General features: G+C 71.1%; 13 protein-coding genes and 1 pseudogene. 4 read left to right on the top strand and 10 right to left on the bottom strand.

All coding sequences use genetic code 11. The annotated features are described in order from the left end of the window. Positions 1-101: 101 nt before the first annotated feature. From moeZ to AB0M88_RS15175, 5 genes are all read right to left on the bottom strand, one after another. Entirely contained in the window at positions 102-1,298 is a 1,197-nt protein-coding gene (gene moeZ, locus AB0M88_RS15195; RefSeq protein WP_364101211.1) for an adenylyltransferase/sulfurtransferase MoeZ, read from the bottom strand. Positions 1,299-1,407: 109 nt separating this feature from the next. Then, complete coding sequence (locus tag AB0M88_RS15190) at positions 1,408-2,310, bottom strand: DUF3152 domain-containing protein (RefSeq protein WP_364101208.1); 903 nt, start codon at positions 2,308-2,310, stop codon at positions 1,408-1,410. A gap of 61 nt (positions 2,311-2,371) precedes the next feature. Then, positions 2,372-3,160, bottom strand: a complete 789-nt coding sequence (locus tag AB0M88_RS15185; RefSeq protein ID WP_364101205.1) for a DUF3152 domain-containing protein — start codon at positions 3,158-3,160, stop codon at positions 2,372-2,374. An 82-nt stretch (positions 3,161-3,242) separates the two neighbouring features. Beyond that, the gene (locus AB0M88_RS15180; protein ID WP_364101203.1) at positions 3,243-4,193 is read right to left on the bottom strand and encodes an alpha/beta hydrolase; all 951 of its coding nucleotides are present in this window, start codon (positions 4,191-4,193) and stop codon (positions 3,243-3,245) included. Then, complete coding sequence (locus AB0M88_RS15175; RefSeq protein ID WP_364101200.1) at positions 4,190-7,000, bottom strand: hypothetical protein; 2,811 nt, start codon at positions 6,998-7,000, stop codon at positions 4,190-4,192. The genes AB0M88_RS15180 and AB0M88_RS15175 overlap by 4 nt, the downstream gene beginning before the upstream one ends. Positions 7,001-7,158: 158 nt before the next feature. Between AB0M88_RS15175 and AB0M88_RS15170 the strand changes: the two genes are divergently transcribed. From AB0M88_RS15170 to AB0M88_RS15160, 3 genes and pseudogenes are all read left to right on the top strand, one after another. After that, positions 7,159-7,818 carry a TetR/AcrR family transcriptional regulator gene (locus AB0M88_RS15170; RefSeq protein ID WP_364101198.1) on the top strand — a complete coding sequence of 220 codons (660 nt, stop codon included), beginning with the start codon at positions 7,159-7,161 and terminating at the stop codon, positions 7,816-7,818. 36 nt (positions 7,819-7,854) lie between these two features. Next, entirely contained in the window at positions 7,855-8,079 is a 225-nt protein-coding gene (locus AB0M88_RS15165; protein WP_364101195.1) for a DUF3107 domain-containing protein, read from the top strand. 228 nt (positions 8,080-8,307) lie between these two features. Continuing rightward, positions 8,308-9,906 (top strand): annotated as a pseudogene (locus AB0M88_RS15160) (DEAD/DEAH box helicase); the annotation flags it as partial. Positions 9,907-10,886: 980 nt separating this feature from the next. Here the strand turns inward: AB0M88_RS15160 and AB0M88_RS15155 are convergent. Further along, positions 10,887-11,177: a DUF2470 domain-containing protein gene (locus AB0M88_RS15155; protein ID WP_364101192.1), complete on the bottom strand. Its 291-nt coding sequence runs from the start codon at positions 11,175-11,177 to the stop codon at positions 10,887-10,889. Next, a complete protein-coding gene (locus AB0M88_RS15150; protein ID WP_364101189.1) occupies positions 11,174-11,815 on the bottom strand; it encodes a biliverdin-producing heme oxygenase in 642 nt (213 codons plus the stop codon). The genes AB0M88_RS15155 and AB0M88_RS15150 overlap by 4 nt, the downstream gene beginning before the upstream one ends. Positions 11,816-11,891: 76 nt before the next feature. On the opposite strand from AB0M88_RS15150, the gene AB0M88_RS15145 reads away from it, so the two are divergent. Beyond that, the gene (locus AB0M88_RS15145) at positions 11,892-13,028 is read left to right on the top strand and encodes an SAM-dependent methyltransferase (protein ID WP_364101186.1); all 1,137 of its coding nucleotides are present in this window, start codon (positions 11,892-11,894) and stop codon (positions 13,026-13,028) included. 17 nt (positions 13,029-13,045) lie between these two features. Here the strand turns inward: AB0M88_RS15145 and AB0M88_RS15140 are convergent, their stop codons facing one another. The 3 genes from AB0M88_RS15140 to AB0M88_RS15130 form a co-directional block, all read right to left on the bottom strand. Continuing rightward, a complete protein-coding gene (locus tag AB0M88_RS15140; RefSeq protein ID WP_364101183.1) occupies positions 13,046-14,116 on the bottom strand; it encodes a hypothetical protein in 1,071 nt (356 codons plus the stop codon). A 121-nt stretch (positions 14,117-14,237) separates the two neighbouring features. Then, the gene (locus AB0M88_RS15135) at positions 14,238-14,450 is read right to left on the bottom strand and encodes a cation transporter (protein WP_364101180.1); all 213 of its coding nucleotides are present in this window, start codon (positions 14,448-14,450) and stop codon (positions 14,238-14,240) included. Positions 14,451-14,478: 28 nt separating this feature from the next. Continuing rightward, positions 14,479-14,784 carry a metal-sensitive transcriptional regulator gene (locus AB0M88_RS15130; RefSeq protein ID WP_364101177.1) on the bottom strand — a complete coding sequence of 102 codons (306 nt, stop codon included), beginning with the start codon at positions 14,782-14,784 and terminating at the stop codon, positions 14,479-14,481. Positions 14,785-15,011 lie beyond the last annotated feature (227 nt).

Below are 15,011 nucleotides of genomic sequence, written 5' to 3'. Positions count from 1 at the left end.
TACAACTCGGAACGACGATCCGCTGTGCCGTCCTGGTAACTGTCCGGAACGTGCAGCGCGCCCCGTCACCAGACAGTGACGGAGCGCGACGACACGAACGGTCAGTATGACGGCAGCGACGGGTCGACCGTGTTGACCCAGGAGACGATGCCGCCCTGGACGTGCACGGCGTCCTTGAAGCCGGCCGCCTTGATGGCCGCCAGCGCCTCGGCCGAGCGCACACCCGACTTGCAGTGCAGCACGATCTGCCGGTCCTGCGGGAAGCGCGACAGGGCCTCGCCCGAGAGGATGTCGCCCTTCGGGATCAGCGTGGCGCCGGGAATGCGGTTGATCTCCCACTCGGCCGGCTCGCGCACGTCGACCAGGAACACGTCCTTGCCGGCGTCCTGCCACTCCTTGAGCTCGCGGGCGGTGATCGTCGAGTCGACGGTGGCCGCCTCGGCCTCCTCGGAGACCGCGCCGCAGAAGTCGTCGTAGTCTTCCAGCAGGTCGGTGACCGTCGGGTTTTCCCCGCAGAGCGCGCAGTTCGGGTCCTTGCGGACCTTGATCTTGCGGTATTCCATCTCCAGGGCGTCGTAGACCATCAGCTTGCCGACCAGCGGCTCACCGATGCCGGTGATCAGCTTGATCGCCTCGTTGACCTGGATCGACCCGATCGACGCGCAGAGCACGCCGAGGACGCCGCCCTCGGCGCAGCTCGGGACCATGCCGGGCGGCGGGGGCTCCGGGTAGAGGCAGCGGTAGCAGGGACCGTGCTCCTCCCAGAAGACGGACGCCTGACCGTCGAAGCGGTAGATCGAACCCCAGACATAGGGCTTGCCGAGCAGGACCGCGGCGTCGTTGACCATGTAACGGGTCGCGAAGTTGTCGGTGCCGTCGACGATCAGGTCGTACTGGCTGAAGATCTCTTTGACGTTGTCGACGTCGAGCGCGGTGTTGTGGATGACCACATTCACCAGCGGGTTGATCTCGCGGATGCTGTCGGCCGCGGACTCGGCCTTGGGCCGGCCGACGTCGGACACGCCGTGGATGATCTGGCGCTGCAGGTTGGAGTCGTCGACCGTGTCGAAATCGACGATGCCCAGCGTCCCCACCCCGGCCGCGGCCAGATAGAGCAGGGCCGGCGAACCGAGACCGCCGGCGCCGACGACCAGCACCTTGGCGTTCTTGAGCCGCTTCTGACCGTCCATCCCGACATCCGGGATGATCAGGTGCCGCGAGTAGCGGCGAATCTCATCGACGCTCAGCTCTGCGGCCGGCTCGACGAGCGGGGGCAGTGCCCCAGGCTTCTCAACCACTCTGGAACTCCCCGGGTTGACGGTAAGGATCGCCCACCATTCTTGCTCGTTTGGCTACGCGGCGGCCATGACGTTGAACACCGGCCCGACATGCGGGACACGGGAATTTTCAGCGCGCCGGCGGACCGGCGTACCGCTTGCCGTTCAGATAGGGCCACGCATTGGCCACGCAGCCTTTGAGGCCGAACGTCTGCTGCATCATGACCGGGGCCGGGCGCCCCTTACCGGGACACGCCTCGTGCCCGTGCCCGAGCTGGTGCCCGACCTCGTGGTTGATCGCGTACTGCCGGTAGGTCGAGACCGGGGCGCGGTAGTCGCGCACCGCGCCGTCCCATCGGGCGTCGTTGATGATCACCTTCCGGGACAGTCGGCACGAGGTGTAACCGCCAGTCTCCAGTCCACCGGTCGCGCACATCCGCTCCGACGTCTTCGGCGAGGCCAGATAGACCGTGAATTCGGCGTGCGCGCTGCCCGGCACCCGCTGGAGGCGGAACCGTCCGGAGGCGATCCAGCTGCGCCCGTCACCCAGCGTACGGTCGACCTCATGGGCGAAATCCGCGCCGGCCTCGGCCGGCGACGGCTTTTCCACCGCCACCTTGAAACGGTGGGTCGGTCCGGCGCGGCCCAGGACCGGGCCGAACCCATTGACGTACGCGAACTGGCCGCTCGTGCCCGCCTCGGGCCGCGGGGCGGCCGAGGTGGTGGGGCGGGACCGCGGCGCCGCCGGGGCCGTGCGCTCGATCGGGGCCGCGACCGGCGGTTGCGGCTCGGCCGGGCGCTCCTGGGCGCCGAAGTAGCGGCCGAGCAGCAGCATCCCGACCACGACCAGCAGGAAGAAGAGCGTGGTGAGGAACCGCCGCGGCTGACCGGAGTCGCGCACCGCGACCGGGGCGTTCTCGCCGGGAAGGATGACCGGCGTCCGCACGACCCGGCGTCCGCCCGGCCGGATCGTCCGGGTGGGGGTGCGCGTTCGCAGGGCATGACTGGGCTCCTGCTCCTGAGTCCGGTTCATCGCCTTTGCCATGACAAAGGCGAGATTGCCACGGATTAGTGGGTCAGACGACCTGATTCGATCAGACGGATGGCCCGGTGAGGAACTTGTCGTCGTAGCGGGGCCAGGCGTTCACGACACAGCCGCGCAGGGTGAGCGTCTGCTGCACCATCACCGGCGCCGGTCCCCCGGCCTTCGGGCAACCCACGTGATGATGCCCCAGCTCGTGGCCCACCTCGTGGTTGATCAGATATTGCCGGTAGACCCCGAGCGGGACCCTGGCCCCCAGATAGGGCTTGGCCGACAACCGCCAGCGGTCCAGGTTGACGATCGCCTTCCCGGTGGTGCGGCACGACGTGTACGGCCGGCCGTGGATCGTGACGTTGGTGCCGCCGGCCAGGCACATCTTGCCGGTCGTGTCGCGGGTCGCCAGGTAGACCGTGAAGTCGTAACGCTCCCCCGCCGCGACCATCTCCAGCCGCAGCGTGCCGCCGCCGGTCCAGCTGCGCGGATCGCCCAGCGTCGCCTGCACCTGGGCGGCGAACGCGGCCACGTCCTCGCCGCTGCCGTTCTCCACGCCGACCCGGAAGCGGCGCAACGGGCCCTTGGTGCCCATCACGGGACCGGCGCTCGCCGCGTACGAGAAGGAACCGGAACCGTGAGCCGGCACCGAACCCGGAAGTTTCGGCACATCGAGGGTCTCGCTCGGCGTCGGCGCAGCCGGCGACGGCGTCGACTCCAGCAGCGGGGCCGTGCTCGGGGCCATGCTCGGCGCGATCGAGGAGGGCCGGGCTATCGGCTTCGGGCCGCCGGAACGCAGATGACGGCCGGCCAGCAGGCCCGCGACGACGATCAGGACCAGCGCGAACACCGCCAGCCACCGCCGGCGCCACCGGTCAGGAACATGAAGACTTCTCTCGATCATCGCCCGGCAAGAATTACACAGGACACGCCTAGCCCGCGATGTCGGTCAGCATCCCCACGATCGCCCGGGCCACCAGCCGCGGAACCTCCATCTGCGCCACGTGCCCGACCCGCGGCAGGATCAGCAGGCGGCTGTCCGGGACCACCCGGGCAACCTGGGCCGGCACCCGCGGATCGACCAGCTTGTCGTCCAGGCCCCCGATCACCAGGGTCGGCGCGACCACATTGGCGGCCAGCCGCCACTGCGAGCCGGCGCCCGGCAGATAGGCCCGCAGGAAGCTCGACACCAGACCACGCAGCGTGCCCATATAGGCCCGCGGATAGTGCGACACGGTGTAGCGCAGCTTGATCTCCTCGATCGCCTCGGCCCGCCGCTGCGCGCTGACCTTCGACGTGTCGCCGAAACAGGCCAGCATCACCTGGTCAGCCATCTCGTCGACGGTCAACCGGGCCATGCCCCAGGCGAACAGCCGCTCGGCGCGGGGCAGGGCCAGGATCGGCAGCAACGGCCCGTGCGCCGTCCGGCGCGGATCCAGGAACGGCATCGCCGGAGAGATCAGGGAGAGAGTGCGGACCAGGTCGGGGCGCAGGGCCGCCACACGTACGGCGATGGAGCCGCCCAACGAATTGCCCACCAGGTGGACCGAACCGCGCCCGGCGAACTCCAGATAAGCGATCAGGATGTCGGCCAGCGCGGCAATCGAATAGCGCGGGCTCGGATCGCTGTAACCGAAGCCGGGCAGATCGATCGCCTGCCCGTCGAAACGGTCCGCGAGCAGGCCGGCCAGGTCGGTGAAGTTCTGCGACGAACCGCCCAGACCGTGCACGTAGACGGCCGGCTCGGCCCCCGGCCCGGTCCCCGGGGTGTCGCGGACGTGCAGCATCTTCCCGCCGACGGTCACCCGACGGGCGGGCCAGGGAGCTGGAACGTCGCCGACCGGCCCCAACGCACCGTCGGCGGCCAGAACGGCGCCTTTCATCCAGACAACAGTGCCTCAAGCCGGCGGTTAACGGCAGCCAAAGTGGCGCGCACCATCGCCAGCCGGTCATCGCCGGTCACCACGGCCGAGCCGGCCAGCTGCTCGACCCAGCCGTTGCACGACAACAACAGCACGGCGACGGCGACCTGGGAGGCACCGAACGGTACGGCGGCCGCGTGCTCGACGAAGCAGCGCACCGGCCCCTCGGGATGGTCCGACGTGGAGAGCAACTGGTCGACCGCGGCGGCGGTGGCCATCGCGCAGAGCCGGAGCAGGTAGCCGTCGACCGCCGGGCCGCTCGCCTCGCCGGCCGCCGACCTGCTGCCGACGCCCAGCCGCACCTCCACCGTGGCGTCGGTGCCGAACGTGTTGACCTGCACGTTCTCGATGACGATGCGGGGGCCGGGATCGTGGGCCGGGTAGAGCGGGCGGGGCGGGGTCTCGACGCCGGTCGGCACGATCGCGGTCTCGGTGGCGACCCGGGGATCGTCGTCGTGCCGTTCGTGTTGGGCCGGCTTCTCGGGGGCCTTCTCGATCGGCCTCTCCCGGACCGGCGTGGCCGCGGTGGCCTCCCGCGACGGCAGGACCTCCCGCGGCGCGGTTTCCCGAAGTGGGACGTCCCGTTCCCGTTCTCGGAGCGGCACCTCCCGGTCCCGCAGCGCGGCTTCCCGGTCTCTGAGCGTGGAGTCCCGTTCCCTCAGCGGCGCGTCCCTGTCTCGTTGCCGCAGCGAGGCGTCTCGGTCTCGTTCCCTGAGCCGGGTGTCCCTGTCTCGGGCGGTGTCCCTGTCTCGGGCGGCGTCCCTGTCTCGGGCGGCGTCCCTGTCTCGGGCGGCGTCCCTGTCTCGGGCGGCGTCCCTGTCTCGGTCCCGCAGCGAGGTGTCTCGCTCCCTGAGCGTTGCGTCTCTGAGCGACGTCTCCCTCGGTGGGGCGTCGCGGAGTGGGGCGGCCCGCAGTGAGGTCTCCCGGGGCGGGGCTTCTCTCGGCGGGGAGGAAACCGGGGCGGTGGCCCGCGCCGGTGAGACCGGTGACACCGGGGCGGGCGGCGGGAGCGGCAGGCCCTCGCCCTTCATCGCCGCGTCGAGGCCCATGCGGTCCTGGAGCAGGCGGGCCACCTGGCGGCTCACCTCGGCCGGGTCGGCGCCCTCGGCCAGGTCGAGACGCAGGCTGTGGGCACCGGCCGGGGTGGTACGCAGCGACGCGTCACGCACGCCGGCCACCTCACGGACGGCGGCCAGGATCGCCTGCACGTCGAACCCTTCCTGCCGCTCCTGCGCCGGCAACAGGTCACCGCGGCGCAGGTGCGTCGCGATGCGCGCCAGCGCGGGCGTCTCGGCGGTGGGCTCCACCAGCGGTGGCTCCGGAACTCTCGGCACGTCCGGCTGGGCCGGGACGCGCTGGGGCAGCAACGATCGGGTGCCCTGGTCGGTGGGGTCGGCCGCCCGGACGACGCCGGGATCACCGGGCCGGACCGGACCGGCATCGCGACCACCGAACCCGGCGTAGGCCGGCGGCGGGGTATAGCCGGGGGTCTCCGCGGCCGGCGAGGGCTCGTATCCCAGGCGGCGCGGGAAGCTGGACGGATCGTACGTCGGACGGGCGGGGTTCGCCTCGTCGCCGACCGGGTTGTCCGATTGCGTCACAACGCGCGCCGGCTCGATGCGGTCGGGCGCGGGCACGGCCGCGCTGCCGGTGGCCTGGGCGCCCTGAACCGGAGTGCCCTGAACCGGAGTGCCCTGAATTGGGGTGCCCTGAATTGGGGTGCCCTGAGTCAAGGCGTGGCGGGCGTCCTGGCCCAGATCGGTGGCGATCCAGTCGGTGCGACGGGCAGCCGGGCCACCCGGGGCGGCCGGGCGCACGAGCGGAACGGCGGTGGTGGCCCGCTGCGGCGGAGGCGGTGGGGGCGCCGCGTCGTCGAGGTCCCCCTCGTACGGATAAGGGGGTGCGCTGCTCGGCGTCGGCACGTCGAAGGCCCGCAGCGGCGATGGCCGCACAGCGGCCGGGCTCCCGAACCCGCCGGTGGTCTGACCGGGCTCACTGCTCCCGAAGCCGCCGGCCGTCGGGCCGGGGTCGCTGCTTCGAAACCCGCCGGTGGTCTGACCGGGCTCGCCGCCGCCGAAGCCACCGGTGGTCTGGCCGGGCTCGCCGCTTCGAAAGCTGCCGGTCGTCAGGCCGGACTCGCTGCTCCCGAACCCGCCGGTCGTCTCGCCGGGCTCGCTGCTCCGAAAGCCGCCAGTCGTCTGACCAGGCTCGCCGTTCCGAAAGCCGCCAGTCGTCTGACCAGGCTCGTTGCTGCGGAAGCCGCCGGTCGTCTGGCCCGGCTCGTTGCTTCTGAAACCGCCGGTTGTCTGGCCCGGCTCCGGTCGCGCGGCTGGACTGCCGAAGCTGCCTGTGCCCAGGCCCGGCTCGGGGCGGGCGGCCGGGCTGCCGAAGCTGCCGCCGCTCGGCCGCGACTGCTCGGGGACCTGGGGAAGCGGCGGCGGCGCGAGCGGTGCCAGCAGGTCGGAGTAGCGCGAGCGGGTCTCGCCCCACCGCTCGGCCGCCCCGGACGAGGGAATTTCGCCGGTCGACTTGGCATCGACGAAGCCGGGCGGGGTCGGGACCGGCGCGGGAGCGCCCGCGGAAGGCCGATTTTCCGGGACCGGGCGGCGCCACGCCGGGACGTCATTTTCGGATTCGAGCGGGGTTCCCGGGTGGGACCAGGGGCTGTCCGGAGTCGCCCAGCCGTTCAGCCGAGCGCGCTCACGCGGATCGGCACCGTCGCCGCTCTCCGCGGCTCCGGTGTCTCCGGAATGCCCTGATTCATCCACCGCGTGCTCCTCGCTCGCCCCCGCTGAGGCTACCGTGTGCTTGCGGTGGCGATAAGTTGCAGCGTCGCGACAATTGTCCGCACGGCTCCGACACACGCCGATCCGGGCATACCGCGCCGACCAAACCGTGGGGACCGATCCCCTGGAGGTTCAGAGAGATGACCGCAGCGTCTGGCGGACCACAGACCGCCCGCCCTACGCGCCTGCCCCGCTCCGCGCGGCGCAAGCAGCTGCTGGCGGCCGCCCAGCAGGTTTTCGTTGCGCAGGGTTACCACGCAGCTGCGATGGATGACATCGCCGAGCGCGCCGGCGTCTCCAAACCAGTGCTATATCAGCACTTTCCGGGCAAGCTCGAGCTCTATCTCGCGCTGCTCGACACGCACTGCGACGCGATAATCGCCAAGGTGCGCAGCGCGATGCTGGCGACGACCGACAACAAGGAACGGGTCAAGGGCGCCGTCCAGGCGTACTTCGACTTCGTCGACCACGAGAGCGAGGCGTTCCGTCTCGTCTTCGAGTCCGACCTTCGCAACGACCCGCAGGTGCGGCAGCGCGTCGAGCGGGTCGAGCAGGGCTGCATCGAGGCGGTGACCGACACGATCATCGGCGACACCAACCTCGGCGCCGACCAGGCCCAGCTGCTCGCGGCGGGCCTCGTCGGGACGTCCGGACAGTCGGCTCAGTACTGGCTGGCCAATGGACGGCGTACGCCTAAAGCGGAAGCGGAAACGCTGGTAGCTGCGCTTATCTGGCGTGGCATCGCCGGCTTCCCCCTCCAGGACGGCGCATCCGGCGGAACACCGGCCGAAATCGGATAGCCTTCAGAGCGTCAGACGCGCACAGAGGAGGACCCCGTGGAGGTCAAGATCGGCGTGCAGCACACGCCGCGTGAGCTGGTGCTCGAGAGCGCACAGACCCCGGCGGAGGTCGAGCAGGCCGTGTCCGAGGCGATGGCCAAGGACGGCGTGCTGTCGCTCACGGATGAGAAGGGCCGCAAGGTGATCATCCCGATCGCCAAGGTCGCGTATGTGGAGATCGCCGAGTCGTCCAACCGGCCGTTCGGTTTCACCACCCGCTGAGGCTGTCTCAAGGGGGCCGCGGAATCCCGCGGTCCCCTTCCGTAACTCTGCTCTGAGGTGCGAGATCTCCGAGTCGGGTAGACTTGTCGCGTCGCCGTCGACGTCGATCCTCTTGATCGCCGCGGCGACCCGCGCGTGCGGCCCGCTTTCGAGCGTGTGGCCCGCGCCCTACCCACAGCGCGCCCCAGGTCACGACGGGCGCACCACGAGAGGCACCCGTAAAACTTCATGACCGACATCGAGAATTCAGAACCCGCACTCGTACCAGTTACCAATCGCGCCCCGGTCCGCCCCGACAGCCCCACCTTTGCCGAGCTGGGAGTCCGTGCCGAGACCGTTGAGGCGCTGGCCAAGGCCGGGATCACCCGCGCCTTCGCCATCCAGGAATACGCCCTGCCGATCGCGCTGCGGGGCACCGACCTGATCGGCCAGGCCCCGACCGGCACCGGCAAGACGCTCGGGTTCGGCCTTCCGATGCTCGAGCGGCTGCTCGCCCCGTCCGAGGGCGCCGACGGCATCCCCCAGGCGCTCGTCGTGGTGCCGACCCGCGAGCTGGGCCTGCAGGTCGCCCGCGACCTGGCGGCCGCCGGCAGCACGCGCGGGGTGCGGGTGCTGCCGATCTACGGCGGCGTGGCGTACGAGCCGCAGGTCGACGCCCTCAAGAAGGGTGTCGAGATCCTGGTCGGCACGCCCGGCCGGCTCCTCGACCTGGCCAAGCAGAAGCAGCTCAAGCTGGGCGGCGTCAAGACGCTCGTGCTCGACGAGGCCGACCGGATGCTCGACCTGGGCTTCCTCGACGACGTCGAGAAGATCCTGGCGATGCTCCCCGAGCAGCGGCAGACCATGCTGTTCTCGGCCACCATGCCCGACCCGATCGTGGCCCTGTCCCGCCGGTTCCTGCACCACCCGGTCACCATCCACGCCGGGCACACCGCCGACAGTGGCCCGTCGCCACTGACCAAACAGGTCGTCTACCGCACCCACCCGCTGAACAAGGTGGAGATGATCGCCCGCATCCTGCAGGCGCGCGGCCGCGGCCTCACCATGATCTTCACCCGCACCAAGAGGGCCGCCGACCGGCTCGCCGAAGACCTCGACTTCCGCGGCTTCGCGGTCGCCGCCGTCCACGGTGACCTGGGCCAGGGCGCGCGCGAGCGGGCCCTCCGCGCCTTCCGCTCCGGCAAGATCGACGTGCTGGTCGCCACCGACGTCGCCGCCCGCGGCCTCGACGTCTCCGGCGTCACCCACGTCATCAACTACGACTGCCCGGAAGACCCCGAGACCTACACCCACCGCATCGGCCGCACCGGCCGCGCGGGGGCGACCGGCGTCGCGGTCACGTTCGTCGACTGGGAGGACATGCCGCGCTGGGTCCTCATCGACAAGACGCTCGGCCTGGGCATGCCGCAGCCGCCCGAGACTTACCACACGAGCGCGGCGCTCTACAGCGACCTCGACATCCCGACCGACATCTCGGGCACGCTGCCGACCGCGGATCGCAACCGGGCCGGCCTGTCGGCCGAGATCGAGGAAGACCTGGGTGGTGGCGGACGCCGCCGCGACCGGGACCGGGGCCGGGGCAGCAGCCGGCGCGGCCGGCCGGATTCCTCCGGGCCGTCCTTCGGATCATCTTCCGGGTCATCTTCCGGGTCATCTTCCGGGCCGTCGTCCGACGGCGACGACCGGCCCAAGCGTCAACGGCGCCGCCGCCGGGCGGGCGACGAGGTTTCCGGTACGCCGGAGAGCCCGTCCGCCGATGCTCCGGAGTCCTCGGCCGCGATCGTTGAGGACGCCACGGAGCCGCGGTCCCGTTCACGGCGCCGCCGCACGTCGTCCGACTCGGCCCCGACCGCGCTCGACGCCGCGCCGGCCGAGGAGATCGCGCCGGCCGCACGCACGCGCAGCCGCCGCCGCGTCATCGACGAGTCGACGGACGCCGCACCCGCGACCGCTGACGAACCGACCTCGGCCGACTCCCCGGTCGCCGAGACCGCGCCGGCCGCACGGACCCGCAGCCGCCGCCGCGTGACCGACGAGCCGACGGACACCGCGACCACTGACGAACCGGGTTCGGCCGACTCCCCGGCCGCCGAGACCGCGCCGGCCGCACGCACCCGCAGCCGCCGCCGCGTGACCGACGAGCCGGCGGACACCGCACCTGCGGTCACCGAGGAGCCGGCCTCGACCGACTCCCCGGGCACCGACATCGCGCCGGCTGCTCGCACGCGCAGCCGCCGCCGGGTGACCGGGGAATCACCGGACGCCACATCCGCCACTGAGGAGGCCGCGCCGGTCGCCCGGACGCGCAGCCGGCGCACGGTCGCCGAGGAGTCGGTGGAGGCGGCCGACGAGGGCGCCACCGCGCCGCGCACTCGCAGCCGCCGCCTCGCGCCGGCCGCGGCCGCTCCGGTGGAGGAACCGGCCGAGTCGGACCCGGCTTCCGAACTGGGGACGGCCGCCAAGCGGACCCGCCGCAAGGCCACCGCGGCACCCGTGGCCGAGACGGCCGCCGGTGCGGCTGAGGACGAGGCTCCCCCGCGTACGCGTGGCCGGGCCGCACCCGCGATCATGCCGTTGTTTTCCGACGGCAGTGACCACGCCGGTGCCGTTTCGTCGGCCCCGGCCGACGACGAGCCGGACTCCGACGACGCCGACCAGCCCAAGCGCAAGCGGCGCCGCGGCACGCGGGGCAACCGGGGCAGCGGCTCCGGGGCGGCCGACATGACCGGCGGTTCCGAGGCCGGAGTCGGCACCACCGTCTGATCTGTTCGCGAAAGGCCCGGCCGGTCGGCCGGGCCTTTCGCATGTCAGACGTCGATGCCTAGGGCGGCGCGGGCTTCGCGGTGCATGCGGACCGTCTCGGCGCGCACCTGACGGCGCTCGGTGAGGCGCTCCGAGAACGGCACCCGGACCGGGACCTCGATGCCGTCCACCACCGCGGCGAACTCCATCGCCTCGGCATCCAGGCTGGACATGCGGGCGGCCGTCGCCTGCGGGATGCCGCCGAGCGCCCGCACGATCAGCAGGTTGTCCTCGGCGTGGTCGCCGTTCATGTGGGCCGCGATCTCGGCGACCGCCTCGGGCGGGAACGGGTTCATGTCCAACGCTCCTTCAGTTCGGTAAGCAGGCCGATGGTGAGCCGGTAGGCCTCGCCCACCTCGCTCAGGAGGAGCCGCTCCCGCGACCGCGGCCAGTTCAGGGCGTCGAGCATCTGCCGGTAGCGGGCCTTGAAGCCGAACGGGTCGACCCCTTCGAAGACGAAGAACCGGTGGCCGTCGCCGGACAGACGATAGGAACGGGCGATCGCCGAACCCAGAGATTGCCCACCGGAGAGGTCGCCCAGATAGCGGGTGTAGTGGTGGGCGATGAAACCGGGCGCACCGGCGAACGCCACCTCTCGTAACCGGGTGCAATAGGTCGTGGTCGCGGGCAACGCCTCGATCCGATATTCCCAGCCCTGGCCGTAGAGAAACGCCAGATCGGATTCGAGCGCGGGCAGCCGGTGCAGTTCGGGCGCGACGAATGCCCCGGCCACCGGGTCGTCGGCCATCGCCGAGGCGGCCAGTTCCAGGGCCTCGTAGACAAACCAATGTTGCGCGGCCAGGTCCGCGTACGCCGCAAAGGGCAAGCGGCCCGCCGCGAGTAACCCAAGGAAACCGCTTCGTTGCGCCGCGTCGTGCGCGGCGCGTGTTTCGGCGCGCAGCCGAACCGAGAGCGGGTCGCCCCGGTACGACATGAGGCACCTCCGCGCCAATATATAGATCAACTTGGCGGCGAACGGAAGAGCCCGAGGGCCCAGGCAGAATGGGTGTATGCCACAACCGCTCGCCGACGTGCTCGCCGAAGTCCGTGAACTCTTACTCGACCCGGGGCTGACCCGCGCGGTCGCGGCCGGGCGACGGCGAGGTTTCACCCCTTCGGTGACCCGGGCCGAGCTGCGGCCGGTCGCGCTGAAAGGCGGGCCGCGCCTGCAGATCGTCACCGACGACGGGGCGCGGCCGACGACCCGCAATGTCGTTCCCGGTGCGGAGGCGGCCGCCGCGGTCGACTCGCTTCTCGCCGAGCCGTTCGGGAACTGGCATGTGGAGACGGCATCATCGACCGTTCAAGTGCGCATCACCAAGAAGGGCGACGCGCAGATTCACCGGGCCGCGGCTTCCCGGGCTTCGTCGTCGGCCGAACACGACCGGGCCAAGCAGTGGCTGCTCGATCCCGGCGACCCGCTTTTCGAGGTGATCGGCGGCAATGCGGCCAAACGGCGGCAGATCGACGCCTTTCTGCGCGCACTCGAGGCGACCCTTCCCGCGGAGTTGCCGCCGTCGCTGCGCGTCGTCGACCTCGGCTGCGGAAATGCCTATCTGACCTTCGCGGCCTATCGTTATCTGGCCGGGCGGGGCGTTTCGGTCCAGGTCGTGGGGGTCGATGTGCGCGAAGACCAACGCGTACGGAATTCAGCCGTCGCGTCGGCACTCGGCTGTTCCGACGACGTCTCGTTCGTGGCCGGGACCATTTCCGCGGCCTCGCTGCCGTTCCAGCCCGATCTGGTACTCGCGTTGCACGCCTGCGATACGGCGACCGACGAGGCACTGGCCCGCGCGGTCGAATGGTCGGCCGCCTGGGTCCTCGCCGCCCCATGCTGCCATCACGACATCGCGGCCCAGCTGAAGGGCCAGCCGGCGCCGGCGCCCTTCGGGGAACTCACCCGGCACGCGATCATGCGGGAGCGGTTCGCCGACGTGCTGACCGACACGCTGCGGGCGTCGCTGCTGCGGCTCAACGGCTACAAGGTCGACGTGGTCGAGTTCATCGACTCGGCGCACACACCCCGAAACCTGATGCTGCGGGCCCGGCGGACCGGCGCGGCCCCGACATCGGCGCAGCTTTCCGAGTACGCGGCCCTGGTCGAGGAGTGGGGAGTTTCGCCGGCCCTTTCAAAGATGTTGTCTTGATTGTCACTGTTTGATGGTCACTGTTTGATGGTCACTGTCCACGCGGCATCGTGGACCTGGCCCGCGACCTGGAAGTCGAAGAACATCCGGTAGGTGCCCCGGCTCGGCGCGGTCAGCCAGAACTTGACCTTGCCGTCGACCAGTTGCGGCTCGGGATGGATGTGAACGTAGCCGAGGTCGCCCTGCCGGATCATCACCAGATGGCCGAACGCCCCCAGATAGGGCTGCAGGGCGGCCGGCTTGCCGTCGGGGCCGGTCACGCTCATCAGGACCGGCTGGACCGACCGGGTGTCCGGGGTGCCCTCGTAGACGACCCCGAAACCGCCGGTGCGCGAGGCGCGGGCGGGCGGGGGCAGCGGGGCCGGGGCGTACGAACCGGCGACCGTGAGGTCGCCGCCGAGCGCGGCCGCGATCTGCCGGCCGCCGACGACCGCGGTGAAGTCGGCGATCATCCGGTAGATGCCGGGCCGGGCCAGGGTGAGGTCGATGGTCCAGGTGCCGTCCGCGGCCATCGTGGGATGCAGGTGCTGATAGCCGGTGAGGTCACGGCGGACCACGATGAGGTGCAGCAGCTTGTCGTGGACGACGGCGAAGGTCGTGACCGGCACGCCGTCGGCCCCGGCGATGCGGAAGCCGAGCCGCTGGATCCGGCCGGCCCGGAAGGTGGTTCCCAGGGGTACGAGGGTGAGGCCGGCCGAGCTGAGCGAGAGGCCGCCGACGACCGAGCCGGCGGGAAGGGCGATCGCGGTTTGAGTCACCGTGCCGTCGGCGTTGTGGGCGTGGGGTTCGCTCTCGTCCATGGCCATGCCGGGCATGCTGTTGTCGGCCGCCCCGCTTGCCGTTTTTGTTGGGGCTTCTTTTGTCGGGGCTTCGCCGGGTCCTGCGGCGCTCTGGGTCTTGGTGCTGTCGGCGGCGCCTGTCGGCCCGCTGTTGAGGCGGCCCAGCCCGTAGCCCGCGAACAGCACGACGACGAGCAGCGCGCCGTAGGCGGCCAGCCGGAACGTCGCCTTCTCCTCCGCCGCCTTCCCGCCGCTCGCCGGCCGCCGGCCGAAGCCCGGAGACTCCTCCGTCTCCTGATCAACAGCCATGCCAGACCCCGCCGTCCCCTGCTCCCTGATCACGCCTCGTCTTCATAGGCCCGTCGTCTTCATATGCCCGTCGGCGTGCCCGCTTCATAGGTCCGTCGGCGTGCCCGCAAAGTTCCCGCCGTCAGGCCGTCGCCAGCTCGTAGCCCGCCTCGTCGACCGCGGCCCGCACGTCGTTGTCGGCGAGCGGTGCCGCGCTGGTCACCGTCACCGCGCCCGAGGCCAGGTCGACCCGCACGTCCTCGACGCCGGGAAGCGTCGACAGCTCGCCGGTCACCGCCTGCACGCAATGCGAGCAGGTCATCCCGGTCACGGTGTAGATGTTGGTCACAGCCATGGCAAAGCCCCTCTCAGACAAACGCCCGTCACGAGCGGACGAGCCGCGCGATCGCATCGGACGCCTCTTTGACCTTGGCCGTCGGGTCACCGGCCCGCGCCGCGTCGACGACACAGTGAGCCAGGTGATCTTCAAGCAGGCCGACCGCCACCGCCTGAAGTGCACTCTTGGCGGCAGAGATCTGAGTCAGCACGTCGATGCAGTAGGTGTCCTCGTCGACCATCCGCTGAAGGCCACGGATCTGCCCCTCGATGCGGCGAAGACGCCCGAGCAGGGCAGCCTTGTCACCGGAGTAGCCGTGCGGGCCAGCGTGGGGTGTCGACTCATCGGACATAGCCCAGAGCATACCCCCTACCGGTATCGAGCTGCCGCCGGGTCTCGGATGCCTGGTTTGCCCGATTTGAAGGACTGCGCCCTATTCTGACGGAGGTGGCCATGGCCGGCCATCCCCCACCCGAGCGTCAGTCCCCAACCGCGTCAGCGGCACAGCCCACACGACCGCCGTCAGCTTGCCGGGCCTGGCGCGCAACTCCGCCGCGCCCGACAGCTCGCCACGCGACC

The organism is Actinoplanes sp. NPDC051411, assembly GCF_040682075.1.
In the GTDB taxonomy this organism is placed as follows: domain Bacteria; phylum Actinomycetota; class Actinomycetes; order Mycobacteriales; family Micromonosporaceae; genus Actinoplanes.
Note: the sequence above shows the minus strand (reverse complement) of the source record. Positions and strands in the feature narration are given on the sequence as shown.